Genomic DNA, 24,740 nt, shown 5'->3' on the forward strand with positions numbered 1-24,740 from the left:
TGCGATCTTTTGATCTTGCTGTTGAAAAACAAAATCAAAAGATCGCAGCCTTCGGCAGCTCCCACAGGATTCGTTGCGCCGAAATTAACTCAAAATGATGAGCAACATCTACAGGACAGCGAAGGTGCCTTGCGCTTTTGCGACCAGTTTGTCGCCCTGCATCACCTCGGCTTCGACCACCAGCGTGCGCCGGCCCGGGTGGATCACCCGCGCCGTGCACAGCACCTCGCCGTCGGAAACGGCGCGGATGTAGTTGATCTTGCATTCGATGGTCGCACTCTGCTGATCGAAGCCATGGCTGCTGGAACAAGCCAGGCCCATGGCGATGTCGACCAGACTGAACAGCGCGCCGCCGTGCAGTTTGCCGCCGCGGTTGCGCAGATCGGGCTCAAGCGCCAGGGCGACTTGCGCTACCCCGGTTTCGAGACTGTGCAGGCGACAGCCCAACAGCTTGAAAAACGCGCTTTCGACGAGCCCGGCCGGCATTTCCATCAGCGTTTCTTCAACTGCTTGGCGTTGGCGAACAGCGAGGCCATCGCATTGTTCACCGGCGCGGCGGTGGCGGTTTCCTTGCGCGGCGCGTTGCCCGAAGACTGGCGCGGTGCCGAGCCCGGACGCGAGCCACGGGCGCCATCGATTTTCTCGCCGGGAGTGTCGCTCATGCGCATCGACAGACCGACGCGTTTGCGCGGGATATCGACTTCCATGACCTTCACTTTCACCACGTCACCGGCCTTGACCGCTTCGCGCGGGTCCTTGATGAACTTCTCCGACAGCGCCGAGATGTGCACCAGACCATCCTGATGCACGCCGATGTCGACGAATGCACCAAACGCCGTCACGTTGGTCACCACGCCTTCAAGGATCATCCCCAGTTGCAGATCCTTGAGGTCTTCGACGCCTTCCTGGAACTCGGCAGTCTTGAACTCCGGACGTGGATCGCGACCGGGTTTTTCCAGTTCTTGCAGGATGTCGGTGACGGTCGGCAGACCGAAGGTTTCGTCGGTGAATTTCTTCGGGTCCAGACGCTTGAGGAACGCGGCATCGCCGATCAGCGAGCGAATGTCGCGGTCGGTTTCAGCGGCAATGCGCTGCACCAGTGGATAGGCTTCCGGGTGCACCGCCGACGAATCCAGCGGGTTGTCGCCGTTCATCACGCGCAAGAAACCGGCGGCCTGTTCGAAGGTTTTCTCGCCCAGTCGCGCGACTTTCTTCAGCGCTGCACGGGTCTTGAACGCGCCGTGTTCGTCACGGTGAGCAACGATGTTCTGCGCCAGCGTCGCATTGAGGCCGGAAATCCGTGCCAGCAAGGCCACGGAGGCGGTGTTCACATCCACGCCCACGGCGTTCACGCAGTCCTCGACCACGGCGTCCAGACCGCGCGCCAGTTTCAGCTGCGAGACGTCGTGCTGGTACTGGCCGACGCCAATGGATTTCGGATCGATTTTCACCAGCTCGGCCAACGGATCCTGCAGGCGACGGGCGATCGACACGGCGCCACGGATCGACACATCGAGGTCCGGGAATTCCTTGGCCGCCAGTTCCGACGCCGAGTACACCGAGGCGCCGGCTTCGGAAACCATGACCTTGGTCATTTTCATAGCTGGATATTTTTTGATCAGCTCGATCGCCAGCTTGTCGGTCTCGCGGCTGGCAGTGCCGTTGCCGATGGCGATCAGGTCCACCGAATGCTTGGCGCATAGCGCGGCGAGGATGGCGATGGTCTGATCCCATTTGTTGTGCGGCACGTGCGGGTAAACCGTGGCGTGGTCGAGCAGCTTGCCGGTCGAATCGACCACGGCCACCTTGCAGCCGGTACGCAGGCCCGGGTCGAGGCCCAGCGTCGCGCGAGGGCCGGCCGGAGCGGCCAACAGCAGGTCGTGCAGATTGTGCGCGAAAACGTTGATCGCCTCGGTTTCGGCGCCATCGCGCAACTCGCCGAGCAGGTCGGTTTCCAGGTGGGTGTAGAGCTTGACCTTCCAGGTCCAGCGCACCACTTCACCGAGCCATTTGTCCGCCGGGCGGTTCTGGTTCTGGATGCCGAACTGCTGGCCGATCATGCCTTCGCACGGGTGCATCGTGCCGGGCAGCTCATCGCCGACTTTCAGCGCGGAGCTGAGAATGCCTTCGTTGCGGCCACGGAAAATCGCCAGGGCACGGTGCGATGGCATGCTCTTCAGAGGCTCGTCGTGTTCGAAGTAATCACGGAACTTGGCGCCTTCCTCTTCCTTGCCGGCGATGACGCGGGCACTGAGGATCGCTTCCTGTTTGAGGAAATTACGCAGCTTTTCCAGCAGGCTGGCGTCTTCGGCGAAGCGCTCCATGAGGATGTACTTGGCGCCTTCCAGCGCAGCCTTGACGTCGGCCACACCTTTTTCGGCATCGACGAAGCGTGCGGCTTCGGTTTCCGGCGACAGGTTCGGGTCGTTGAACAAGCCGTCGGCCAGTTCGCCGAGGCCGGCTTCGAGGGCGATCTGGCCCTTGGTGCGGCGCTTCTGCTTGTACGGCAGGTACAAGTCTTCGAGACGGGTTTTGGTGTCGGCGAGCTTGATGTCGCGTTCCAGGGCAGGGGTGAGCTTGCCTTGCTCTTCGATGCTGGCGAGGATGCTGATGCGCCGTTCGTCGAGTTCTCGCAGGTAGCGCAGGCGCTCTTCCAGATGACGCAACTGGGTGTCATCGAGGCTGCCGGTGACTTCTTTCCGGTAACGGGCGATGAAGGGGACGGTAGAACCTTCATCGAGTAGCGCGACGGCCGCTTCGACCTGTTGTGGGCGTACGCCGAGTTCCTCGGCGATGCGGCTGTTGATGCTGTCCATAAAACCACCTGACATAGTATGAAAGCAGGCTCGCAGGCACGCAGATAATGGCCTGGAGGCTGATTGAGCGGCTGGAAAATTGCCGCTGCCTGGATCAAGAAGCTGCCCATTGACCCGTGAAATCGAACAGTTACTGCACAGGGCCGGAAAAAATACCGGCCACTTACGGTAACGATTCAGACGTTGCCTGGCGCAAAACGCCGCGCATTATAACCAGCGTTCTGTCATTCGGGGGCGTTGCAGGCTGTAGGCATAAACCCCGGTTTTCTGGCAGTGAAGGAAAAATCTGCTAACAATGCACACGGTGCGTATAACGGCAGCTACGCCATAATGCGCGCCGAGCTAAAAGGAGCATCCAATGAGCAGCACTGCACAAACGGCTGAAGGCGAAAAAATTCTTATCGTTGATGACGATCCGGGGCTGAGCAGCCTGCTGGAGCGTTTCTTCGTCAGCAAGGGCTACCGTGCCCGTACCGTTCCGAACACCGAGCAGATGGATCGTCTGCTGGCGCGTGAAGTGTTCAATCTGGTCGTTCTCGACCTGATGCTGCCGGGCGAAGACGGCCTGACCGCGTGCCGCCGTCTGCGCAGCGCGAACAACCAGATTCCGATCATCATGCTCACCGCCAAGGGCGATGAGCTGAGCCGTATCAAGGGCCTTGAACTGGGCGCCGACGATTACCTGGCCAAGCCGTTCAACCCCGACGAGCTGATGGCTCGGGTCAAAGCGGTATTGCGCCGTCAGGCCGCACCGGTGCCGGGCGCACCGGGCAGTGAGGACGAAAACGTCACCTTCGGTGATTACGTGTTGTCGCTGGCGACCCGCGAGCTCAAGCGTGGCGATGAAGTGCACATGCTCACCACCGGTGAGTTCGCGGTACTCAAGGCGCTGGTGATGAACGCCCGTCAGCCGCTGACCCGCGACAAGCTGATGAACCTCGCCCGTGGCCGTGAATGGGATGCGCTGGAGCGTTCCATCGACGTGCAGATCTCGCGTCTGCGCCGCATGATCGAACCCGATCCGTCGAAACCGCGCTACATCCAGACTGTCTGGGGCGTGGGTTACGTGTTCGTACCGGATGGCACCGCCACCAAGTGATCGGTGATTTGTAGGAGCGGGTCTGCAAGGCTCTGGTCGCACGGCCATTGCCACAGACTCGCAATCCGCAATATGCGAGCATTGCTCGCTCCTGCAAGTGTGTAGCGGTTAAAGATGAAAACCCCCGTCTGGTTCCCCCAAAGTTTTTTCTCCCGCACCCTATGGCTGGTGCTGATCGTCGTGCTGTTTTCCAAGGCGCTGACCCTGGTTTATCTGTTGATGAACGAGGACGTGCTGGTGGATCGCCAATACAGCCATGGTGTCGCTCTGACGCTACGCGCCTATTGGGCCGCCGACGAAGAGAACCGCGCAAAAATTGCCGATGCCGCGACCCTGATTCGGGTGGTCGGCGCCGGTGTGCCGGAAGGCGAACAGCACTGGCCGTACAGCGAAATCTACCAACGTCAGATGCAGGCGGAACTGGGTGCCGACACCGAGGTGCGTTTGCGCATGCACTCGCCGCCGGCATTGTGGGTGAGGGCACCGAGCCTGGGCGATGGCTGGCTGAAAGTGCCGTTGTATCCGCACCCGCTGCGCGGCCAGAAGATCTGGAACGTGCTCGGCTGGTTCCTCGCCATCGGTCTGTTGTCGACAGCCTCCGCATGGATTTTCGTCAGCCAGCTCAACCAGCCGTTGAAGCGCCTGGTGTATGCCGCGCGGCAACTCGGCCAGGGTCGCAGCGTACGTCTGCCGATCAGTGATACGCCGAGCGAAATGACCGAGGTTTATCGCGCCTTCAACCAGATGGCCGAGGACGTCGAACAGGCCGGGCGTGAGCGCGAGCTGATGCTGGCGGGGGTTTCCCACGACTTGCGGACACCGCTGACGCGCTTGCGCCTGTCGCTGGAACTGATGGGCGATCACACCGACCTCACCGACGACATGGTCCGCGACATCGAAGACATGGACGCGATTCTCGACCAGTTCCTCGCGTTCATTCGCGACGGTCGTGACGAGTCGGTGGAAGAGGTCGACCTCAGCGATCTGGTGCGCGAAGTCGCCGCGCCGTATAACCAGAACGAAGAAAAAGTGCGTTTGCGCCTGGAACCGATCCAGCCATTCCCGCTGCGTCGCGTGTCGATGAAACGCCTGCTCAACAACCTGATCGGCAATGCGTTGAACCATGCCGGCACGGGTGTTGAAGTCGCGGCTTATGTGTCGGGAGATACCAGCGCGCCGTATGTGGTCCTTAGCGTTATGGACCGTGGCGCGGGTATTGACCCGTCCGAGCTTGAGGCGATCTTCAACCCGTTTACCCGAGGTGATCGGGCTCGCGGTGGTAAAGGCACCGGGCTGGGGCTGGCGATCGTGAAAAGGATTGCGGCGATGCATGGCGGCAATGTCGAATTGCGCAACCGGTCCGGGGGGGGGCTGGAAGCGCGGGTGAGATTGCCGTTGGGATTGATGTTGCCCCGAGATGCGGTGTAACGGCGGAAAAAAGATCGCAGCCTGCGGCAGCTCCTACACGAAATGCATTCCCCTGTAGGAGCTGCCGAAGGCTGCGATCTTTTGCTTTAGCCCTTGCCCTTGGTGCGGGTCATATTCGGCCCGCCATTCTTTTCCAGATGCTCGATGATGATTCCGGCGACATTCTTGCCAGTGGTGGTTTCGATGCCTTCCAGTCCCGGCGACGAGTTCACTTCCATCACCAGCGGACCGTGATTGGAGCGCAGGATATCCACGCCCGCCACCGCCAGGCCCATCACCTTGGCGGCGCGTAACGCGGTCATGCGTTCTTCCGGGGTGATCTTGATCAGGCTGGCGCTGCCGCCGCGATGCAGGTTGGAACGGAACTCGCCCGGTTTGGCCTGGCGCTTCATCGCCGCGATCACCTTGTCGCCGACCACGAAGCAGCGGATATCCGCGCCGCCGGCTTCCTTGATGTATTCCTGGACCATGATGTTCTGCTTGAGACCCATGAACGCTTCGATCACCGACTCTGCCGCCGTGGCTGTTTCGCACAGCACCACGCCGATGCCCTGGGTGCCTTCCAGTACCTTGATCACCAGCGGTGCACCGTTGACCATGGCGATCAGGTCGGGAATGTCGTCAGGCGAGTGGGCAAAACCGGTGACCGGCAAACCGATGCCGCGCCGCGACAGCAGCTGCAGCGAACGCAATTTGTCCCGCGAGCGGGCAATTGCCACCGACTCGTTGAGCGGGAATACGCCCATCATTTCGAACTGACGCAACACCGCGCAGCCGTAGAACGTCACCGATGCGCCGATCCGCGGGATCACCGCGTCAAAACCTTCCAGCGGTTTGCCGCGGTAATGGATCTGCGGCTTGTGGCTGGCAATGTTCATGTAGGCGCGCAAGGTGTCGATCACTACCATTTCATGCCCGCGCTCGATTCCGGCTTCGACCAGACGGCGGGTGGAATACAGACGCGGATTACGCGACAGCACAGCGATCTTCATGCAACACCTGTGGAGGAGGTAGATACCGGGAACACCGGCTTGTCTTGTACATATTTGATGCCCGGATTGACCACCAACTGGCCATCGATCAGGGCTTTGGAACCGAGCAGCAGGCGATAGCGCATGGACTTGCGGCAGGCCAGAGTGAACTCCACCGGCCAGACCCGATCACCCAAGGCCAGCGTGGTGCTGATCACATAGCGCACCTGCGCATGGCCGTTGGAGCTCTTGATGGTTTTGCGCGTGACCAGCGGCGCTTCGCAGCGCCGGTGACGCAACTGCACCACCGTGCCGAGATGCGCAGTGAAGCGCACCCATTTCTCGCCGTCGCGTTCGAACGGTTCGATATCGGTGGCGTGCAGGCTGGAGGTGCTGGCGCCGGTGTCGATTTTTGCGCGCAGGCCCGCAACTCCCAAACCCGGGAGCGCCACCCACTCGCGCAGACCGACAACGGTCAAATGATCAAATGTCTTCAAAGAAAAAACCAAGGGTTAACGCTTCCAGGCCCCGTCCGGCACCTGGGCCAACGCTTTGAATGCAGGTCTGGCGAACCAGTAGCCCTGCATCAGGAAAATTCCACAGTCCGCGAGGAAATCCCGTTCCCCGGCGCTTTCTATGCCTTCGGCAATGACTGTAACGTCCAACTCCGCACACATTGTGACAATCCCCCGAACGATCACCTGACGGACACGATCCTGGTCAACATCGCGGATCAGCGCCATGTCGAGTTTGATCAGGTCCGGTTGGAAATCAGCCAGCAGGTTGAGCCCCGAATAGCCGGCACCGAAATCGTCGATGGCGGTCTTGAAGCCGAATTCGCGGTATTCACGCAGAATATTGGTCAAATGGCGATAATTATCTACGTGCTCGATTTCCAGAGTTTCGAAAATCAGCCGATCGATCGGAAAGTTGTGTTTGCGTGCGGCCTCCAGTGTGCTGCGAATGCATAGCTCTGGACGGTAGACGGCGTTGGGTAAAAAGTTGATCGACAAGTGTGTCTGCATATTAAGGCTCGCTGCGCCTTCGATGGCGCGGGTCCGGCAGAGCTGGTCGAAACGGTAGCGGTTGTCTTCTGTAACCTGATTTAACACCGACAGTGCACCTTCCCCTGACACGCTTCGGACCAGCGCTTCGTGGGCAAATACCGATTGATCGCGCAGGTCGACAATCGGCTGGTAGGCGAAGGCAAAATCGAAATCCAGCGGTTCGCTTTGCTGGCAGCCCTGGCAACCGCCCCTGGGTGAGGTCAACGAAGTTGGAAATTTAGTCACGCGGTCACTCCAGGCCGGTCGGGCGGCGAAGATCACAGTCAATCTGGAGGGCCGAGTTCTTGCGCCCGACAGAAACGGTAGTACAGTTCCGACTACTGGCTGAGCGAGGAATTCATATGGGACAGAAGCAGGAGGAGGACGACAAGGTCCGTCTCGATAAATGGCTATGGGCGGCGCGCTTCTACAAGACCCGCGCCTTGGCCAAAGCAGCAATCGAAAGCGGCAAGGTGCATTGTCGTGGCGAGCGCTGCAAACCGGGCAAGGAGCCGCGCATTGGTGATGAGTTCGAGATTCGCACTGGCTTCGAAGTGCGCACGGTGAGGGTCGAGGCATTGTCGATCGTGCGGCGTGGCGCGCCCGAGGCGCAGACCTTGTATGCCGAGACCGAAGCGAGTATTGCCAAGCGTGAAGCAGCTGCGGCGATGCGCAAGGCGGGCTCGTTGGGCGTGAGCACCGATGGCAAGCCGAGCAAGAAACAGCGGCGGGATCTGTTCAAGTTTCGCGGTAGCAGCAACGAAGATTGAAACGTTGTGCCGGCCTCTTCGCGAGCAGGCTCGCTGCCACATTCGATCGAGTCGTCTGTGGCAGCGAGCCTGCTCGCGAATCGAGTACGACGCGGTATCAGGCGCTACGCACCACACTCATCCGCGACAGCATCGGCAGCTTGCCCAGCAACGCGAAAATCGGCGCGGTCAGCTTCAACCAGAGGTTCGACGCGTGATAGGCAAACGGCGTGTAGTAACCCCAGCCCAACGCCCACACCGCCAGCAGCACACCGCCGATGTAGTCGTCCTGACCCCAATGCGCGCCGGCCACCAGGCGCGGCAACATGAACAACACGGCCAGACCCCAGACCGTTAGAAATTGTCCGACGGTGCGGCTGAACACGCCCATGAACAACGCCCAGATCAACAACACCGAGGCATGATCACCGGGAAAACTCTGGCCCGAACGGTCCTTCAGCTCCCAGGTTTTTTCCAGATGCGGAAAGTAATCGCTGATGTGCACGGCGCCCTCAAGCACCATTGACGGGCTGCTGTGCTGCCAGCCCATGTGATCGGCGAATTTGGAAAACAGCGCGCGGATCACCACCATCAGCAGCAGGATCGAGAAAAAACCGAAGAACGCGCGACGCACGTCGATCGCCCTGAAAACCCAATCGCCCTTGATCAGCAGCGTCAGCAGAATCAGTCCGACGACGATGTCGAACGGGCGCAGACTTGCAATTGCCCAGATGTGGAGCCATATCGGGTTGCTGGCCAGCGGCGCATTCAACGAGCGGAACAGCCACTCGTCGAAAATCACACACAGCATCTGACCGGTAGGCCATAACCAGAAAGCCAGTAGCGCCAGCGGCACTACGTTACACAGAACCAGCCGGCCGAGGTTCCACCTTGATTGGAACAAACCCGGATTGTTCATAAAATGCCTCCCATGGCGAAAAAGCGCCGGCACCAAAAAAAGTGCCAGCAAGCGCAAATTTTCACGTTTTGTAACCATTTTGTCATCACATTCAGATACCCAGACCTATGACCGATCTAGCGGATACCGATTTCACTCAACGCTTCATCTTCGATGACAGCGACACTCGCGGCGAACTGGTAGCGCTGGAGCGCAGCTACGCCGAAGTCCTCGCCAAACACCCGTACCCGGAGCCGGTCGCGCAGTTGCTCGGCGAACTGATGGCGGCCGCGTCGTTACTGGTCGGCACGCTCAAGTTCGATGGCTTGCTGATTTTGCAGGCGCGTTCGGAAGGGCCGATTCCGCTGCTGATGATCGAGTGCTCCAGCGAGCGCGAAATCCGTGGCCTGGCGCGTTACGACGCCGAGCAGATCGCGGTTGACGCGACCCTTGCCGACTTGATGCCGAACGGCGTTCTGGCCCTGACCGTCGACCCGACTGTTGGCCAGCGCTATCAGGGCATTGTTGATCTTGACGGCGAGACACTGTCGGACTGTTTCACCAACTATTTCGTCATGTCGCAGCAGGTCGGCACCCGCTTCAAGCTCTTCGCCGACGGTCGTCGTGCCCGTGGCATGTTGCTGCAACAACTCCCCGCCGATCGCTTGAAAGACGAAGAGGACCGCGCCGCCAGCTGGCAGCATCTCACCGCGTTGGCCAGCACTCTGAGCGCCGATGAATTGCTCAGTCTCGACAACGAAACCGTGCTGCATCGCCTGTACCACGAAGAGCAGGTACGTCTGTTTGATGTGCAGCATCTGCGCTTCAGTTGCAGCTGCTCGCGGGAACGCTCCGGCAATGCGCTGGTCAGTCTTGGGCTGGAAGATGCGCTGGCGCTGGCCGCCGAGCAGGGCGGCAAAGTCGAGATCGATTGCCAGTTCTGCAATCAGCAGTACCTGTTTGACGCAGCCGATATTGCTCAATTGTTCGCTGGCGCGGGCGTCGATACGCCGTCAGATACCCGTCACTAAAACGGTTCAGCGCAGGTAAATTCACTGCGGAATGACGGAATATCGCCGTTACGACGGGAGGACCCTACTCTTTTTGGGCTTTTCTGGCATAATCCGGCCCACTTTTTTCGCGGTAGTAGTGCACGACTTTCTACTACAAAACGTTTGGAGCACACTCGGCCACTGGCCGACGGGGAACCTCATGACGCAAGCCAATAACGCCGTGTACACCGATCTGAGTGTTGATGATCTGGTAAAAGAAGCCCTGAATCGCGGTGAAGGCGAGCTTGCCGATACCGGCGCTCTGGTTGTTCGCACCGGTCACCGCACCGGCCGCTCGCCAGTCGACCGTTTCATCGTTGAAGAGCCTTCCACCCAGGCCGCTATTGCCTGGGGCCCGATCAACCGCAAGTTCCCGGCCGACAAGTTCGATGCCCTGTGGGCTCGCGTCGAGGCCTTCAACAACGCGCAAGAGCACTTCGTTTCCCACGTGCATGTAGGCGCGGCGGAAGATCACTACCTGGCCGTGAAAATGACCACACAGACTGCCTGGCAGAACCTGTTCGGTCGTTGCCTGTTCATCAACCCGGCCCAGTACAACCCGGCTGGCCGTGAAGAATGGCAAGTGCTCAACGTTGCCAACTTCGAGTGCGTGCCTGAGCGTGACGGCACCAACTCCGACGGTTGCGTGATCATCAATTTCGCGCAGAAGAAAGTGCTGATCGCTGGCATGCGTTACGCCGGCGAGATGAAGAAAGCCATGTTCTCGGTGCAGAACTTCCTGCTGCCGGCCGCTGACGTGCTGCCAATGCACTGCGCTGCCAACATCGGCGAAGACGGTGACGTGACCCTGTTCTTCGGTCTGTCGGGCACCGGTAAAACCACCCTGTCGGCCGACGAAAGCCGTTACCTGATCGGTGACGACGAACACGGCTGGGGCGAAGGCGTGGTGTTCAACATCGAAGGCGGTTGCTATGCCAAGTGCATCGACCTCTCCGAGAAGAACGAGCCGGTTATCTGGAAAGCCATCAAGCACGGCGCGGTGCTGGAAAACGTCGTCATCGACGATGCCAAGCACGCCGATTATGCCGATGTCAGCCTGACCCAGAACAGCCGCGCGGCGTATCCGCTGGAGCACGTTGCCAAGCGTTCCGAGAAGAACCTGGGTGGCGAGCCAAACGCGGTGATCTTCCTGACCTGCGACCTGACCGGCGTACTGCCGCCAGTGTCGATCCTCAACGAAGAGCAAGCGGCCTACCACTTCCTGTCCGGCTACACCGCACTGGTGGGTTCGACTGAAATGGGTTCGGGCAGCGGCATCAAGTCGACCTTCTCCACCTGCTTCGGCGCACCGTTCTTCCCGCGTCCGGCTGGCGAATACGCAGAACTGCTGATCAAGCGCATCCGCGGCTTCGGCTCCAAGGTCTACCTGGTCAACACCGGCTGGACCGGCGGCGGCTACGGCGTCGGCCAACGCTTCAACATCCCGACCACCCGCGCGGTGATCGCAGCGATCCAGAGCGGCGCTCTGATCGGTGCTGCCACCGAGCACCTGGACACCATCAACCTCGACGTGCCTCTGGCCGTACCAGGCGTCGACACCAACCTGCTCAACCCACGCAACACCTGGGCTGACAAGGCGGCGTACGACGAGGCAGCGAAAGCACTGGCCGGTCTGTTCATCGAGAACTTCAAGAAGTTCGAAGTGAGCGACGCGATCAAGGCGGCTGGGCCGAAGTTGTAAGTAGTAGTTTGCAGTGAATAAAAAACCGCCCTTTGGGGCGGTTTTTTCATGGGCGAAGATTTGGGTAAGCTCATCTCAACGGCGGTTCGTCACTTGCCATGTAGCAGTATTCATTCATTTTTGGCCTGATACGGCCAGAGTAATGCCACTCAACAGTACTGCAACATGATCCTCTAATTAAGGCCATTGCTGCCGTGCATGCATGACACGCAGCACTTCCACCCGGTCTTTTTTGATTGCGTAGACGATGACGTAGTTGGCGGCCGCAACGATTTCACGTGTTCCGAGGACCCTGCCCTTTCGGTACAAGGTTGGGCGCTGTCTTGCTATTTCCCCTTTTGATTCGAACATTTCATCGAGATCCGCAGCAGCGTCTGGGTTGTCCTGACCGATTCGGTCCATTATCCGGTCTCGGTCAGCAAGCGCTTCCGGGCGCCAGACCAACCTCATCAGCGCCCTCGTTGACGCAGGGCATCACGCTTGGCGGCGAATATTCGGCGAGCATCTTCATCGCTGATACTTGGCCTTGGATCATCGATGCTGATCTGCACCTGTCGCTTGAACCATTCCTCATAAGCGGCCGCTTCATGGGCTTGTTTCAACGCTTCAGAGCGATCAGGCCTGGCGTAGGTTTTCAGTTGCAGCGGGTCATAGCCGGAGGCATCCACGTTGAATTGGCTGATGCCCAAACCCTGCAGATAGGTCACAAGCGTCTCCAGCCTCTTGAACAGGCGCACCTGACCACTGCGTTGTGCTGTCAGCGCGCATTTGCGGCTGCCTTGCCGAATCTCGACCGACCAGCCTCCTGGTTTCGCGACGATAATTGTGCCGCTCACAGAACCGTTTTCGACCAAGCGAACGAGGGCGCTGTGATCGATGATTTCAGTGCTGGCCATAAATGCGAGCCCTTCGCTGAGTAATGGCTCCCATCGTACGCAATCAATAGTAGTTTGCAAATTTTGACTCCTGGTGCTGGACACGGCGTGTGCAGCGATGATGTTTCGTTTGTTACTTGGCCGGGGGCATCTGACTTGCAGCAGGTCCCAGCCGTCCTGTGTCAGTAGGTACAGGGCGTGGGTGATGTGGGTGTCGCTGCCAAAGCAGCGACACCCACGACTATAGGTTCGCACCACCCGCTCGCGATAGCCGACAGGGCATTGCGTGAAGTAGGAACGGGACGAACAATTCGCCAGACGTTGCTACCGATTTTTAAACGCTTTTCAACGCAAATGTTGGTAGCCAGAAATATCCAGCAGGCTTGTGGTCAGTCCTGTTGCCGGCCGGTAGATCGTGCCTTTGACTGCCGAGAACGGCACGCCTTTGCTGCCCAGCGAGACATAGCGCTCGCCTTTGTCCTGTTCGGTGAAATAGGTGTAGGACTGGCTGTGCATTTTCTTGTAGCGGGCTTCGTCGCTGACGATGGTGCCGGTGAAGCGCAGCAGGTCGGCATCGCTCAGGTTGAGCGTTTTGCTCAGTGGCACGCCCCAACGCTTGAGGCAGGTTTCCGCCAGATGGCGAACGATGCGGCCGGGCTCGATCAGCGCATTGAGGTCGCTGCTGTTGGTGGGATCGCCGCCGAGGGCCGTGGCGTTGCCGGCGAGGGTGGCGTGGCGACCGGCTATTGGATAGATCGAGGTTTTGGTGCCGGTAGCGGTTTGCGGGATCACGCAGCTGAAGCCTTTTGAGCGCTCGTCGCGGGCATAGAAGGCGATGTATTCCTTGACGTTGGATTGAAGTTTGACGCGGTTTTCCTGGAAGTTGCCGATGCCCGGGACTGGATCAATCGCAAATATATTCACCGGAATATGTTTGAGTGCAGCGTCCTGGAACATCGCATTGGCGAGCATGTGGCAACTGATACCGCCACGGCTCCAGCCGACCAGATTGACTCGCGCAGGAATAACGCCGTCCTTGCGGAAAGTCTTGATGATTTGTTCCTGCAACTTCTGTTGCGTGATACTGCGATCGCCATAGTTATACTGGCGCCAGAACCAGGAGCCCTCCACTTTTACATCTTCAATAGGAATGCCTGCGGCTTTCAGACGGTTATATTCTAACTCGGTCAGTTGTTTACGCTGCCAGTCGCATTTGCCTTTGATAATGTTCACAGCGTGCTGCACGTTTTCATCCCAGCCTTTGCCGAACAGGGTGCCGGAAAGGCCGTATTCAGAGGTCTTGGTGAACAGGTCGTCGGCTTGCAGATTGCCGCTGCCAGGGCCATCGACGACGATCCACTCGGCAAATTCGCGTCCGCTGTGGTGTGCAGCGAGCGTAGAAACGATTTCGCCGTCCCAGAAGCTTTTATGTTTGTCATCAAATTTGTTGGAGCCGGTGCCGCAGAAAAATATTGTTAAAGTTGTCATTTCGTTGCTCTTGCATATGTATAAGAGCAGTCAAGTTAGTTTTAGGTGGTGTAAAAAATAAAGGGCGCTGTTGTATCTGTGTTTGTAATGTGAAGTTTGTTATATATATGTAGCTGAGCTTTTCGAAAGTATGTCGAGGCGCTTCGATTGTTAAACGCTTGGTTTTCGCTTCCCATGTATCATTCAGTATTGATTCAACCCCGACCTTTTCTCGACTCGCTGCAATCGCCCGCTAGGCTTTGGGCATGGCAGCAGTCAAAGGAGTGACAGCAAATGCACCACACCCTGGAACAGGTTTTTGGTTATCCACAGTTTCGCCCCGGTCAGGAGGCCGCTGTCAGCGCGGTGCTGGCGGGGCGATCCGCGGCGGCGATCTTTCCCACCGGCTCCGGCAAATCGCTTTGCTACCAACTGCCGGCACTTTTACTGCCACACCTGACATTGGTGGTCTCGCCGTTGCTGGCGTTGATGCAGGATCAACTGGCGTTTCTCAAGTCCCGCGGCATCTCGGCAGGCAGTATCGATTCGGCGCAGAGCCGCGAGGATGCCAACGACGTCATGGCCCGTGCGCGTTCGGGCGAGCTGAAAATTCTGATGATCTCCGTCGAGCGCTTGAAGAACGAGCGCTTCCGCAATTTCCTGCAGCAGGTGCCGATCTCGTTGCTGGTGGTCGACGAGGCGCACTGCATTTCCGAATGGGGCCACAACTTTCGGCCGGACTATCTGAAACTGCCCGACTACCAGCGTCAGTTCAACATTCCGCAGGCTTTGCTGCTCACCGCCACGGCGACACCAAAAGTCATCGCCGACATGCAGGCCAAATTCGCCATCGCTCCGGACGATGTAGTGACCACTGGTTTCTATCGGCCCAACCTCAATTTGCTGGTCGAGCCTGTACGCGGTCAGGACAAACGCCGGCGTCTGGTCGAATGGATGACCGAGCGTCCTGGGCAACCGAGCATTGTCTATGTGACGTTGCAGAAGACCGCCGAGCACATCGCCGAGCATCTTCAACGCAACGGAATCCAGGCCGAGGCTTACCACGCCGGTTTGCCCCACGATCAGCGTGAAGACATTCAACGCCGCTTCATGGCCGGGCAGTCCAATTGCATTGTCGCCACCATTGCCTTCGGCATGGGCATCGACAAGAGCGACATCCGTAACGTCGTGCATTTCGATCTGCCCAAATCCATCGAAAACTACAGCCAGGAAATCGGCCGCGCCGGACGCGACGGACAGCCCTCCGACTGCCTGGTACTGGCCAACCGCGACAGCCTCAATGTGCTGGAAAACTTCGTCTACGGTGATACGCCCGAACGCGACGGGATTCATTATGTGCTCGAAGAGCTCAAAGCCTCAGTGCCGGACGGACAATGGGAGTTTCTGCTTGGGCCATTGGCGGATCAGAGCAATATTCGCTCGTTGCCATTGAAGACGTTGTTGGTGCAGCTGGAACTGCGCGGTCTGATCGCGCCGCGTTATGCCTATTACGCCGAGTATCGCTTCAAATATCTGCTCGAGCCGGAGGCATTGCTCCAGCGCTTCGAAGGCGAGCGCAGGGATTTCGTTGCGGCGATCATCAGGACGTCCACACGAGCACGCACCTGGGCCACAGTAGATTTCGAGGCGATGTTTTCGCAGTATTCCGCCGAGCGCAATCGCGTGGTGACAGCACTTGATTACTTCCAGGAAAAAGGCTGGGTCGAGCTTGAAAGCAAGCAAATGACCGAGGTTTACAGCCTGCTGCAAAGTGATTTTGCCAGCGACGCCCTGAGCGCTGAGCTGCACGAGTACTTCACTCGTCACGAAGAGACTGAAGTGGCGCGAATTCACGCCATGCTTGAGGTGTTCGCCACCGAACGCTGCCTGGGTTATCGCCTGGCCGAGTATTTCGGTGATCACAATGCCCCCGAGCGTTGTGGCCATTGTTCGGTATGTCACGGCCAGATCGCGCGGTTGCCGGAGCCGCCGCCATTGCCGCCGCTTGTGGATAAAAACTTCGCGCAGTTGTGTGGTGAATTTATCCACAGGCATGAGCAGCAAACAGGGCGTATTCCATCGGCCGAACGTCTGACGCGGTTTCTGTGCGGAATCAGCGTGCCGTTGTTCACCAAACTCAAGGCGCGGGCGATACCGGGTTTTGCTGCGTTGGAAGAATACCCCTACGCGCAGGTCCGCGAGTGGGCGCAAGAGCACCTTTGACCCCTGTAGGAGCTGCCGAAGGCCGCGATCTTTTGATGTTGATTTTTTCAAGATCAAAAGATCGCAGCCTTCGGCAGCTCCTACTTCAAGTGTCATCAAGGCAGAGCCTCCATCCATCCGCTGAATGTCGATCATCACGCTAATAAACTTCAAAAACCGCCGTTGCCTGACTAAGGTTGGAATCTGTCTTCGGGCCACCCACAAGAGAACAACATGAGCCAGACATCCTTCGAAATCCAGCAAGCTGCGGTGATCGGTGCGGGCACCATGGGCCGTGGCATCGTCATGTGCTTGGCCAATGCTGGCGTGAGCGTGCAGTGGGTGGACAACAATCCACAGATGCTTGAGCAGGCGCTGACGACGGTCGCCGAAACTTATGCACACAACGTGCGTCAGGGCCGCATCGATCAGGCCGAAGCGGATGCGCGAATGGCTCGCGTATCAGCAGCGGCGGATTACGCATCGATTCGCAATGTCGATCTGGTGATCGAAGCGGTGTACGAAAACCTTGAACTGAAGCAGAAGATCTTTCGCGAGCTGGATGGCTTGCTCAAGCCCGAGGCTTTGCTGGCGAGCAACACCTCGGCGCTGGACATCGACGCCATCGCGGCTGCGACCCGGCGCCCGGAACAGGTGCTGGGTCTGCATTTCTTCAGCCCCGCGCACATCATGAAATTGCTGGAAATCGTGCGCGGTGCGCAGACCTCGCCAGCGGCACTCGAGGCAGCGTTGTCGCTTGGCAAGCGCATGGGCAAGGTCAGTGTGGTGTCGGGCAACTGCCACGGTTTTATCGGCAACCGCATGCTGCATCCGTATGTACTGGAAGCGCGCAAGATGCTTCTCGAAGGCGCTTATCCACAGCAGGTGGATACCGCGCTGCAAGGCTTCGGCTTCGCCATGGGGCCGTTTCGCATGTACGACGTGGTTGGCATCGATCTGGAATGGCGTGCTCGGGAGCTAGCTGGCAAGGGGCAGGATGCGCCCGAAGTTCAGGTGGATAACCGCCTGTGTGAGATGGGCCGGTTCGGGCAAAAGTCCGGTAACGGTTATTACCATTATGAGCCGGGCAGTCGCCAGGCCGAGCATGATCCCGAGGTCGATGCATTGGTACTGCGGGTCAGCGAAGATCTGGGTTTCCAGCGTCGCGACATCGGTCCCGAAGAAATCGTTGAGCGCTGTTTGCTGGCTCTGGTCAACGAAGGCGCGAAGATTTTGCAGGAAGGCATTGCCGGCTCGGCCCATGACATCGATCTGGTGTACTTGAACGGCTATGGTTTTCCAGCGGATAAGGGTGGGCCTATGGCCTGGGCGGATCAGCAGGGGCTGGCGGATATTCATCAGCGCTTGCTGGCGCTGGAGACACGCCAGGGCGATCAGTGGAAGCCGGCGCGGTTGATTGGCGAACTGGCGGCGCAGGGGAAGGGGTTTGCTGATCGTTGACACCAGTCGGCTGTGCTGACGCCTTCGCGAGCGGGCTCGCTCCCACAGGTAAAGTGTTCGTCATCACGATCAAATTCAATTAAGAGAATGCGAGAACCCTGCATGAATCAACGCTGCGACTACCCCCACTTCCAGCCCATCACCACACGCTGGCACGACAACGACGCCTACGGTCACGTCAACAACGTTACCTACTACAGCTTCTTCGACACGGCGGTGAATACCTACCTGATTCAGGTCGGTGGCCTGGATATTCATGACGGCGAAGTGGTGGGATTCGTGGTCAGTTCCGCCTGCGATTACTTTGCCTCGATCGCTTTCCCCGATCTGATCGAGATCGGACTGCGGGTCGGCAAGCTGGGCAACAGTTCGGTGCAATATGAATTGGCTGTGTTCAAGGTCGGCGAAAGCGAGGCGTGTGCGGCGGGACGGTTCGTGCATGTGTTTGTCGATCGGGCGAGCAATCAGCCGGTGCCGATTCCTGCCGGTTTGCGCGGGGCGCTGGAGCGGCTGGTGGTCTAGACGCGCAAAAAAAATCGCAGCCCAAAAGCTGCGATTTTTTGTTCAAGCCTTCGCCTTAGTGGTGGCGATAGTACTTGTGATGCTTGCGGTGGCCGTAGGCATGGCCGCGACCTGGATGACCACGGTCGCGGTAGTAGCGACGGTCATCATGGCGACGGTCGTAACGACGATCATCGTCGTCACTCTTGTTGCCCATGTAGTTACCCAGCGCGCCACCTGCGCCGCCACCAGCGGCGGAGCCGATCAGGCTGCCGGTGGTGCCGCCGAGACTACGGCCAACCACGTTACCGCCGGCTGCACCCAGTGCACCGCCGATGGCCGCTTCGCCACGGCTGCGCTTGTCTGCACCGACCGCACTACCACCCGCGCCGCCCAGGGCTGCGCCGATGGTGGAACCTGTATTGCCGCCTAACGATTGACCGACGACCGAGCCAAGAACCCCGCCCAATGCGCCGCCCACACCTGCTTCGGTGGTGCCTCCGGCAGAAGCGAAGCCACTGACCAGGCCAAGGGACAACAAGAGAATCGAGGAGAACTTCATAGAGGATGAGCCTCAAAGGGATGACGGCGCCGATCCTGAAGCTCTGCAGTGGGCGTGACAATCAAAATCCGACGAATAACACGACTTGTATACAATAATGCAAGTTACTGTTTTTTCACCGGAACTTAACCGATTTTCGCCGGTCTTTAGCTACTTCGGACAGGCCGTTTTCATGCAGAAACGGCCTTTTTTGTGGGCGGTCGAAAATCTTCGCCACGGCAGATCTGTTGACAGGTCGATCGCATTCGCGAGCAGGCTCGCTCCCACCTTTGAAATGCATTCCAAGTGTGGGAGCGAGCCTGCTCGCGAAGGGGCCGGATCTGGCTCCGCGGTTAAGCGGATTTAGCCATGATCAACCCAGTTTCACTCGCCGCTTCCAGCCGGATCGCAATGAACTTCGACGTCGGCGTGTGGCTGCCATCCCCCGTACTTTCCAGCGGCACCAGCGGATTGACCTCCGGATAGTACGCCGCCGCCTGCCCCGCAGGAATATCGAACGCCAACAATGTAAAACCTTTCACCCGACGCTCGCGACCGTCGTCCCAGATCGACACGATGTCGGCCTTCTGCCCCGGACGGAAGCCCAGGCGAATGATGTCGGCCTCGTTAGCGAACAGCACGTCACGCTGGCCCTTCACGCCGCGATAACGGTCGTCGAGACCATAGATCGTCGTGTTGTACTGATCGTGGGAACGCATCGATTGCAGGATCAGATCCGGCACCTGGCCGGTGGCGCGGGTGCGTTCGTGAACCAGATCTTTCGGCAACTGGTTGGCGCGGAAATTGGCACGGCCCGATGGCGTGTTCCACTTGCGGGCGCCAGCCGAGTTGCCCAGATAGAAGCCGCCCGGGTTTTTGATCTTGTCGTTGAAGTCTTTGAAACTCGGGATGGTGTCGGCGATCAGTTCGCGAATGCGCCCGTAATCGGCCACCAGCCAGTTCCAGTCCACCGGTTGGCTGCCCAACGTCGCGGCAGCGATGCCGGCGATGATCGACGGCTCCGAGCGCATCTGGTTCGACAGCGGCTGCAACTGGCCGTTGGAAGCGTGGACCATGCTGAACGAGTCTTCCACAGTCACCGCTTGCGGGCCTTCGGTCTGGATGTCGATGTCGGTACGGCCCAGGCACGGCAGGATCAGCGCGTCTTTACCGTGAGCGAGGTGGCTGCGGTTGAGTTTGGTGCTGATCTGCACAGTCAGGTCACAGTTGCTCAGCGCTTCGAAGGTGCGTGAGCTGTCCGGCGTGGCTTGGGCGAAGTTGCCGCCCAAGCCGATGAACACCTTGGCGCGACCTTCGGCCATCGCATGGATTGCCTCGACCACGTTGTGACCGTTATGACGCGGCACCTTGAACTGGAAGCGACGCTCCAGCGAATCGAGGAACGCCACCGGTGGACGCTCGTTGATGCCCATGGTGCGGTCGCCCTGCACGTTGCTGTGACCACGCACCGGGCACAGACCGGCGCCAGGTTTGCCGATATTGCCGCGCAGCAGCATCAGATTGGCGATTTCCTGAATGGTCGGCACCGAATGACGGTGCTGGGTGATGCCCATGGCCCAGCACATGATCACGTTCTTGCCTTTGGCGTACATGCGCGCTGCTTGCTCGATCTCGACCAGGGTCAGGCCCGATTGCTCGACGATCTGCTCCCACGAGGTATCGTCGACCGTGGCGAGGTACTCCAGCACGTTGGCGCTGTGGGCATTGAGGAAATCATGGTCGAACACCGCCGGCTCGCCCGCCTTCTGCGCATCGCGTTCCCATTGCAGGAGGAACTTGGCCATGCCGCGCAGCACCGCCATGTCGCCGCCGAGTGCCGGGCGGAAGTACGCAGTGTTGGTCGGCTTGTCGCCGTTGGTGAGCATTTCGATCGGGTGCTGGGGATGCTGAAAACGCTCCAGACCGCGCTCTTTCAGCGGATTGATGCACACCACCTGAGCGCCGCGTTTCACCGCTTCCCGCAACGGTTCGAGCATGCGCGGATGGTTGGTGCCGGGGTTCTGGCCCCAGACGAAAATCGCGTCGGCGTGTTCGAAGTCGTCGAAGGTCACCGTGCCTTTGCCGACCCCGACACTCTGCGCCAACGCTACGCCGCTGGCCTCGTGGCACATGTTCGAACAGTCAGGGAAATTGTTGGTGCCGTAAGCCCGCACGAACAGTTGATACAGATACGCCGCTTCGTTGCTGGCACGCCCCGAGGTGTAGAACTCTGCCTGATCCGGGCTCGGCAGATTGCGCAGGTGCTTGCCGATCAGAGCGAAGGCATCTTCCCAACTGATCGGCTTGTAGCGATCGGACTCGGCGTCGTAGACCATCGGCTCTGTCAGGCGACCCTGATATTCCAGCCAGTAATCGCTCTGCTCCAGCAGCGAAGTGACGCTGTGCTTGGCGAAGAATTTGGCATCGACGCGACGCTTGGTCGCTTCCCAGTTCACCGCTTTGGCGCCGTTCTCGCAGAACTTGACCATGCCGCTCTCCGGCGAATCACCCCAGGCGCAACCCGGGCAGTCGAAGCCGCCGTTCTGGTTGGTCTTGAGCATCATGCGCAGGTTTTTCAGGGCGTTGTCGCTGGTCAGCCACGCCTGGGCCACACTGATCAGGGCGCCCCAGCCGCCGGCGGCACCTTTGTAAGGCTTGTAGCGCGGGACAGGTTTCTGGTCGGCTTGATGATGTTGGCTCACGCTTGATTCTCCATCGCGGGGCTGTACACCCGCGGCGCACTTTTCTGCGGCAGGTGGATGAGATTGAGGTTGTGGCGCCGGGCCCATTGCACGGCAAGGCCGGTAGGCGCCGACAGGCTGACCAGGGTCTGGATGCCGGCACGCAAGACTTTCTGGATCAATTCGAGGCTGCAACGGCTGGTGACAATCGCCAGCCCGCCCTCTGTGGATATCTTCTGGCGGATCAGTCCGCCGATCAGCTTGTCCAGCGCGTTATGCCGACCGATGTCTTCACGACCGAGCAGCAGTTCACCACTGGCGTTCATGAACACCGCCGCGTGCACCGCGCCGCAATGCTGGCCGAGCGGCTGGAAGGCGCCGATGCGCTGGCGCAAACCGTCGAGCCATTCGATCGGTGGCAAGGCTGCGCCCGGCAACACCTTGAGCTCAGGCAGCGCCTGTTCGACGGCTTCGACGCCGCACAGTCCGCAGCCGCTGGTGCCGGCCAACTGCCGACGCTGCTGTTTGAGGTTCCAGAATGCGCGATTGGCGATGGTCACTTGCGCGTATTGCGCCGAGCCTGCGCCTGTCAGTTGCAGATCGTAGATATCGCTGGCGTCTTCGATGATGCCGCTACCGAGGCTGAAACCGACGATGAAATCTTCAAGGTCGGTCGGGGTCACCAGCATCACCGCCTGGCTGATGCCGTTGTAGGCGATCGCCAACGCGACTTCCTCGGCCAGCGCGGTGCTGGCCGATGCCTCAAAGGGTAAATCGCTGTAGCTGTAGGTCTGGCTGGCGGCTGGCGCGGGCGTTTCGATTGCTGGCGCCGCGCAGGCTGGACGCTTGGCGTTCATGGCATCACCGACGGTTTGATCTAGGTCAAGACTAGGCGCGGCAAGTTGTCGCGTCTAATCGCTATTACCGATCTACCGATAGATGCCGTCGATCAAGCGTCTTTTGACGATTTCTGATAAAGCGCGAAACAGGCTTCCGCCAGCGCTGAACGCGGCGCGCCACGGCGCATGATCAGGCCCAGCGGGGCGAGGGTGTGGGCATTTTCGATCGGTTGCAGGCGCAGGTGATCGGCGAGGGTTTCCGCGCCGCCGTCGAGGGGCATGATTGCGCAGCAAAAACCGCCGTGGACTGCTTGCAGCAGTTGATGCACGGCGTCGGTTTGCAACAGCGGTTGCGGCGTCAGGCCACGGCTGTGGAAGTTGTGGTCGATGGACTGGCGAAAATGCATGCCGCTGGTGAGCATGCACAGCGGCAGTTCGATCAGCGATTCCCAGCTCAGGGGTTCATCGCCGAAACTGAACGAGCGCTCGTCATAGAGCAGGCCCATGCGCGTCTCGTTGAAGGCCAGCGAATCGAAGCGCTCGCTGTCCAGACGCTCCAGATACGACACGCCAATGTCGATGCGGTTGTTCGCCAGGTGTTCGAGCACCTGCTCGGAGCTCAGCGAAGACAGCTCGAAACGCAGGTCCGGGTGCGCCGCGTGCAGTCGTTGCATCAGCGGTAACGGATCGAAACTCGACAGCGGCACCACGCCCAGGCGCAGCGTACCGATCAGGTTGCCGCGACAGGCCGCCGCTTCCGCCTGCAAGCCGTCATAGGCTGCCAGCACCGTACGCGCCCACGCCAGCACGCGTTCGCCCGGTGCGGTGAAGCCTTCGAAGCGCTGGCCGCGATTGACCAATGGCAGGTCGAGTTCTTCCTCGAGGCTGCGCAAGCGCATCGACAGGGTCGGCTGGGTGATGTGGCAGCGCGCGGCGGCCTGGCCGAAATGGCGGGTTTCGTCGAGGGCGATGAGGAATTTCAGTTGCTTGATGTCCATCTTCGCTCCGGGCGGTTGGCGGGGTGTGGCGATTCTACCGCCTGCGGCGCGGCAGCGTCATTGGTCGGACTGGAACCGGGTTTGGCCGGGGTGGTCTAGGCTTGGACGACTGGAACCCAAATCAAGGAGTGTGCGCTATGAGTCTGTTGAGCTTTGTGAAAGAGGCCGGTGAGAAGCTGATTGATCTGTTGACCCCAGGCAATGCCAATGCGAGTGAGCAGTTGAAGGAACATATCAGCAAGGTCGGGTTGGGCAATCCCAACGTGCAGGCGACCGTGGATGGCGACAAGGTGACGGTGACCGGTGAAGTGGCGAGCCAGGAAGAGAAGGAAAAGATTCTGCTCGCGGTGGGCAACATTGCGGGCGTAGGCAGTGTCGATGATCAGATCACGGTGACCGGACCGGTCGTCGTGGCTGCCGAGTTTGTCGAGGTCAAGGCAGGTGACACGCTCAGTGCGATCTCCCTGCGCGTCTATGGCAATGCCAACCAGTACCAGAAAATCTTCGATGCCAACAAACCGATGCTCAAGGATGTGAACAAGATCTATCCGGGACAAAAACTGCGCATTCCGAAATAACGCAATCATGTAGGAGCTGCCGAAGGCTGCGATCTTTTGACTTGGACTTTAAAAAAAGCAGATCAAAAGATCGCAGCCTGCGGCAGCTCCTACAGGGGTCAAAGCCCTGCAATCAAATCGCGGTAATCCTCGACTGCGGCAAACTCCGCTGTGTCCTTCGGCCCTTTGCGGCTGTCCGGTTCTTTCACCGCCAGCAAGTGCGCCACGCCAAAATCCCGCGCACTGCGCAGGATCGGCAAGGTGTCGTCGATAAACAGGCTGCGCGCCGGATCAAAACCTATGTCCGCCTGCAAGGCATCCCAGAACTGCGGGTTCTCCTTGGGATAACCATAGTCATGCGAACTGATCAGCCGCTCGAAGTACGCTGCCAGTTCAATCCGTTCCAGTTTCAACGACAGCGAGTCGCGGTGCGCGTTGGTGATCATGATCACCCGTTTGCCGGCGCGTTTGATTGCGCCGAGAAAGGTATCGGCATCGGCGCGCAGAGCGATCAAGTGGGCAGTTTCCTGTTTCAGTTCACGCACCGACAATTTCAGTTCTGCGCTCCAGAAATCCAGGCAGTACCACTGCAACTGGCCAGCGTGGCGCTCGAACAACGGCTGCAATTCCAGCTCGGCCATGGCCCGGCTGATGCCGTGCAGTTCGGCGTAGCGTTGGGGCAGGTGTTCGAGCCAGAAATGGTTGTCGAAGTGCAGATCCAGCAGCGTGCCGTCCATGTCGAGCAGAACGGTATCGATGTCGGACCACGGTAAAGAAGGCATGGCAACGTCTCGAACGGTGAAAAGATATCCGACGCAAACAATCGGGAAAGCCGCGTTATAGTAGCGCGTTCACGC

General features: G+C 59.3%; 23 protein-coding genes. 9 read left to right on the plus strand and 14 right to left on the minus strand.

Translation table 11 applies throughout. The features are described 5' to 3' along the window. Positions 1–108: 108 nt before the first annotated feature. The gene (locus tag AB9L16_RS00890; RefSeq protein WP_095181100.1) at positions 109–492 is read right to left on the minus strand and encodes a PaaI family thioesterase; all 384 of its coding nucleotides are present in this window, start codon (positions 490–492) and stop codon (positions 109–111) included. Beyond that, positions 492–2,816, minus strand: a complete 2,325-nt coding sequence (locus AB9L16_RS00895; protein ID WP_110644785.1) for a Tex family protein — start codon at positions 2,814–2,816, stop codon at positions 492–494. The genes AB9L16_RS00890 and AB9L16_RS00895 overlap by 1 nt, the downstream gene beginning before the upstream one ends. Before the next feature lie 358 nt (positions 2,817–3,174). Here AB9L16_RS00895 and ompR point away from each other — a divergent pair, with 358 nt between their 5' ends. Together ompR and AB9L16_RS00905 are read left to right on the plus strand one after the other, a co-directional pair. Next, on the plus strand, positions 3,175–3,915 hold the full coding sequence (ompR, locus tag AB9L16_RS00900; RefSeq protein WP_016772186.1) for a two-component system response regulator OmpR: 741 nt from the start codon (positions 3,175–3,177) through the stop codon (positions 3,913–3,915). Between the two features lie 114 nt (positions 3,916–4,029). Further along, the gene (locus tag AB9L16_RS00905) at positions 4,030–5,343 is read left to right on the plus strand and encodes an ATP-binding protein (protein WP_016770645.1); all 1,314 of its coding nucleotides are present in this window, start codon (positions 4,030–4,032) and stop codon (positions 5,341–5,343) included. A gap of 86 nt (positions 5,344–5,429) precedes the next feature. On the opposite strand, the gene rimK is transcribed toward AB9L16_RS00905, so the two are convergent. The 3 genes from rimK to AB9L16_RS00920 are packed head-to-tail and all read right to left on the minus strand — an operon-like array spanning position 5,430 to position 7,606. Then, positions 5,430–6,335, minus strand: a complete 906-nt coding sequence (gene rimK / locus AB9L16_RS00910) for a 30S ribosomal protein S6--L-glutamate ligase (RefSeq protein WP_024011184.1) — start codon at positions 6,333–6,335, stop codon at positions 5,430–5,432. Beyond that, complete coding sequence (locus AB9L16_RS00915) at positions 6,332–6,793, minus strand: ATP-dependent zinc protease (RefSeq protein WP_172667902.1); 462 nt, start codon at positions 6,791–6,793, stop codon at positions 6,332–6,334. Before AB9L16_RS00915 ends, rimK begins: the two co-directional genes overlap by 4 nt. A 33-nt stretch (positions 6,794–6,826) precedes the next feature. Next, entirely contained in the window at positions 6,827–7,606 is a 780-nt protein-coding gene (locus AB9L16_RS00920; protein WP_375123748.1) for an EAL domain-containing protein, read from the minus strand. 116 nt (positions 7,607–7,722) lie between these two features. On the opposite strand from AB9L16_RS00920, the gene AB9L16_RS00925 reads away from it, so the two are divergent. Beyond that, complete coding sequence (locus AB9L16_RS00925; RefSeq protein WP_039756436.1) at positions 7,723–8,130, plus strand: RNA-binding S4 domain-containing protein; 408 nt, start codon at positions 7,723–7,725, stop codon at positions 8,128–8,130. 97 nt (positions 8,131–8,227) lie between these two features. On the opposite strand, the gene AB9L16_RS00930 is transcribed toward AB9L16_RS00925, so the two are convergent. Then, on the minus strand, positions 8,228–9,028 hold the full coding sequence (locus tag AB9L16_RS00930; protein WP_252877245.1) for a phosphatase PAP2 family protein: 801 nt from the start codon (positions 9,026–9,028) through the stop codon (positions 8,228–8,230). Between the two features lie 107 nt (positions 9,029–9,135). Here AB9L16_RS00930 and hslO point away from each other — a divergent pair, with 107 nt between their 5' ends. Continuing rightward, positions 9,136–10,038 (plus strand): Hsp33 family molecular chaperone HslO, encoded by a 903-nt coding sequence (gene hslO, locus AB9L16_RS00935; protein WP_150637920.1) that lies wholly within the window; start codon positions 9,136–9,138, stop codon positions 10,036–10,038. Between the two features lie 181 nt (positions 10,039–10,219). Next, positions 10,220–11,761: a phosphoenolpyruvate carboxykinase gene (locus tag AB9L16_RS00940; RefSeq protein ID WP_016772179.1), complete on the plus strand. Its 1,542-nt coding sequence runs from the start codon at positions 10,220–10,222 to the stop codon at positions 11,759–11,761. A gap of 177 nt (positions 11,762–11,938) precedes the next feature. Here AB9L16_RS00940 and AB9L16_RS00945 read toward each other — a convergent pair whose 3' ends face one another. From AB9L16_RS00945 to AB9L16_RS00955, 3 genes are all read right to left on the minus strand, one after another. Further along, a complete protein-coding gene (locus AB9L16_RS00945) occupies positions 11,939–12,211 on the minus strand; it encodes a type II toxin-antitoxin system mRNA interferase toxin, RelE/StbE family (protein ID WP_056787114.1) in 273 nt (90 codons plus the stop codon). After that, positions 12,211–12,657, minus strand: coding sequence for a hypothetical protein (locus tag AB9L16_RS00950; RefSeq protein ID WP_056787116.1), 447 nt, complete (start codon positions 12,655–12,657; stop codon positions 12,211–12,213). The genes AB9L16_RS00945 and AB9L16_RS00950 overlap by 1 nt, the downstream gene beginning before the upstream one ends. A gap of 324 nt (positions 12,658–12,981) precedes the next feature. Further along, a complete protein-coding gene (locus tag AB9L16_RS00955) occupies positions 12,982–14,124 on the minus strand; it encodes a hypothetical protein (RefSeq protein ID WP_375122979.1) in 1,143 nt (380 codons plus the stop codon). Positions 14,125–14,397: 273 nt separating this feature from the next. Here AB9L16_RS00955 and AB9L16_RS00960 point away from each other — a divergent pair, with 273 nt between their 5' ends. From AB9L16_RS00960 to AB9L16_RS00970, 3 genes are all read left to right on the plus strand, one after another. Beyond that, complete coding sequence (locus AB9L16_RS00960) at positions 14,398–16,326, plus strand: ATP-dependent DNA helicase RecQ (RefSeq protein WP_150741776.1); 1,929 nt, start codon at positions 14,398–14,400, stop codon at positions 16,324–16,326. A 213-nt stretch (positions 16,327–16,539) separates the two neighbouring features. Further along, positions 16,540–17,766 (plus strand): 3-hydroxyacyl-CoA dehydrogenase NAD-binding domain-containing protein, encoded by a 1,227-nt coding sequence (locus AB9L16_RS00965; RefSeq protein ID WP_375122980.1) that lies wholly within the window; start codon positions 16,540–16,542, stop codon positions 17,764–17,766. Between the two features lie 102 nt (positions 17,767–17,868). Further along, a complete protein-coding gene (locus AB9L16_RS00970) occupies positions 17,869–18,288 on the plus strand; it encodes a thioesterase family protein (protein ID WP_071174077.1) in 420 nt (139 codons plus the stop codon). A 55-nt stretch (positions 18,289–18,343) separates the two neighbouring features. Here AB9L16_RS00970 and AB9L16_RS00975 read toward each other — a convergent pair whose 3' ends face one another. The 4 genes from AB9L16_RS00975 to AB9L16_RS00990 form a co-directional block, all read right to left on the minus strand. After that, positions 18,344–18,829, minus strand: a complete 486-nt coding sequence (locus tag AB9L16_RS00975) for a glycine zipper domain-containing protein (RefSeq protein WP_039756448.1) — start codon at positions 18,827–18,829, stop codon at positions 18,344–18,346. 332 nt (positions 18,830–19,161) lie between these two features. After that, positions 19,162–21,510, minus strand: coding sequence for an FdhF/YdeP family oxidoreductase (locus tag AB9L16_RS00980; RefSeq protein WP_056787127.1), 2,349 nt, complete (start codon positions 21,508–21,510; stop codon positions 19,162–19,164). Beyond that, positions 21,507–22,346 carry a formate dehydrogenase accessory sulfurtransferase FdhD gene (fdhD, locus tag AB9L16_RS00985; protein WP_071174078.1) on the minus strand — a complete coding sequence of 280 codons (840 nt, stop codon included), beginning with the start codon at positions 22,344–22,346 and terminating at the stop codon, positions 21,507–21,509. The genes AB9L16_RS00980 and fdhD overlap by 4 nt, the downstream gene beginning before the upstream one ends. A gap of 92 nt (positions 22,347–22,438) precedes the next feature. Next, on the minus strand, positions 22,439–23,326 hold the full coding sequence (locus tag AB9L16_RS00990) for a LysR family transcriptional regulator (RefSeq protein WP_252868618.1): 888 nt from the start codon (positions 23,324–23,326) through the stop codon (positions 22,439–22,441). Positions 23,327–23,463: 137 nt separating this feature from the next. On the opposite strand from AB9L16_RS00990, the gene lysM reads away from it, so the two are divergent. Beyond that, a complete protein-coding gene (gene lysM / locus AB9L16_RS00995; protein WP_123585632.1) occupies positions 23,464–23,904 on the plus strand; it encodes a peptidoglycan-binding protein LysM in 441 nt (146 codons plus the stop codon). 98 nt (positions 23,905–24,002) lie between these two features. On the opposite strand, the gene yrfG is transcribed toward lysM, so the two are convergent. Beyond that, on the minus strand, positions 24,003–24,665 hold the full coding sequence (yrfG, locus tag AB9L16_RS01000) for a GMP/IMP nucleotidase (RefSeq protein ID WP_310219380.1): 663 nt from the start codon (positions 24,663–24,665) through the stop codon (positions 24,003–24,005). Between the last annotated feature and the right edge of the window lie 75 nt (positions 24,666–24,740).

This window comes from Pseudomonas sp. LW8, from assembly GCF_041956865.1.
GTDB classification, from domain to species: domain Bacteria; phylum Pseudomonadota; class Gammaproteobacteria; order Pseudomonadales; family Pseudomonadaceae; genus Aquipseudomonas; species Aquipseudomonas siliginis.

Coding starts and splice junctions, on each gene's coding strand:
- AB9L16_RS00890 (WP_095181100.1), bottom strand. CDS start 492: ATGGAAATGCCGGCCGGGCTCGTCGAAAGCGCGTTTTTCAAGCTGTTG.
- AB9L16_RS00895 (WP_110644785.1), bottom strand. CDS start 2,816: ATGGACAGCATCAACAGCCGCATCGCCGAGGAACTCGGCGTACGCCCA.
- ompR (WP_016772186.1), top strand. CDS start 3,175: ATGAGCAGCACTGCACAAACGGCTGAAGGCGAAAAAATTCTTATCGTT.
- AB9L16_RS00905 (WP_016770645.1), top strand. CDS start 4,030: ATGAAAACCCCCGTCTGGTTCCCCCAAAGTTTTTTCTCCCGCACCCTA.
- rimK (WP_024011184.1), bottom strand. CDS start 6,335: ATGAAGATCGCTGTGCTGTCGCGTAATCCGCGTCTGTATTCCACCCGC.
- AB9L16_RS00925 (WP_039756436.1), top strand. CDS start 7,723: ATGGGACAGAAGCAGGAGGAGGACGACAAGGTCCGTCTCGATAAATGG.
- AB9L16_RS00930 (WP_252877245.1), bottom strand. CDS start 9,028: ATGAACAATCCGGGTTTGTTCCAATCAAGGTGGAACCTCGGCCGGCTG.
- hslO (WP_150637920.1), top strand. CDS start 9,136: ATGACCGATCTAGCGGATACCGATTTCACTCAACGCTTCATCTTCGAT.
- AB9L16_RS00940 (WP_016772179.1), top strand. CDS start 10,220: ATGACGCAAGCCAATAACGCCGTGTACACCGATCTGAGTGTTGATGAT.
- AB9L16_RS00945 (WP_056787114.1), bottom strand. CDS start 12,211: ATGAGGTTGGTCTGGCGCCCGGAAGCGCTTGCTGACCGAGACCGGATA.
- AB9L16_RS00950 (WP_056787116.1), bottom strand. CDS start 12,657: ATGGCCAGCACTGAAATCATCGATCACAGCGCCCTCGTTCGCTTGGTC.
- AB9L16_RS00955 (WP_375122979.1), bottom strand. CDS start 14,124: ATGACAACTTTAACAATATTTTTCTGCGGCACCGGCTCCAACAAATTT.
- AB9L16_RS00960 (WP_150741776.1), top strand. CDS start 14,398: ATGCACCACACCCTGGAACAGGTTTTTGGTTATCCACAGTTTCGCCCC.
- AB9L16_RS00965 (WP_375122980.1), top strand. CDS start 16,540: ATGAGCCAGACATCCTTCGAAATCCAGCAAGCTGCGGTGATCGGTGCG.
- AB9L16_RS00970 (WP_071174077.1), top strand. CDS start 17,869: ATGAATCAACGCTGCGACTACCCCCACTTCCAGCCCATCACCACACGC.
- AB9L16_RS00975 (WP_039756448.1), bottom strand. CDS start 18,829: ATGAAGTTCTCCTCGATTCTCTTGTTGTCCCTTGGCCTGGTCAGTGGC.
- fdhD (WP_071174078.1), bottom strand. CDS start 22,346: ATGAACGCCAAGCGTCCAGCCTGCGCGGCGCCAGCAATCGAAACGCCC.
- AB9L16_RS00990 (WP_252868618.1), bottom strand. CDS start 23,326: ATGGACATCAAGCAACTGAAATTCCTCATCGCCCTCGACGAAACCCGC.
- lysM (WP_123585632.1), top strand. CDS start 23,464: ATGAGTCTGTTGAGCTTTGTGAAAGAGGCCGGTGAGAAGCTGATTGAT.
- yrfG (WP_310219380.1), bottom strand. CDS start 24,665: ATGCCTTCTTTACCGTGGTCCGACATCGATACCGTTCTGCTCGACATG.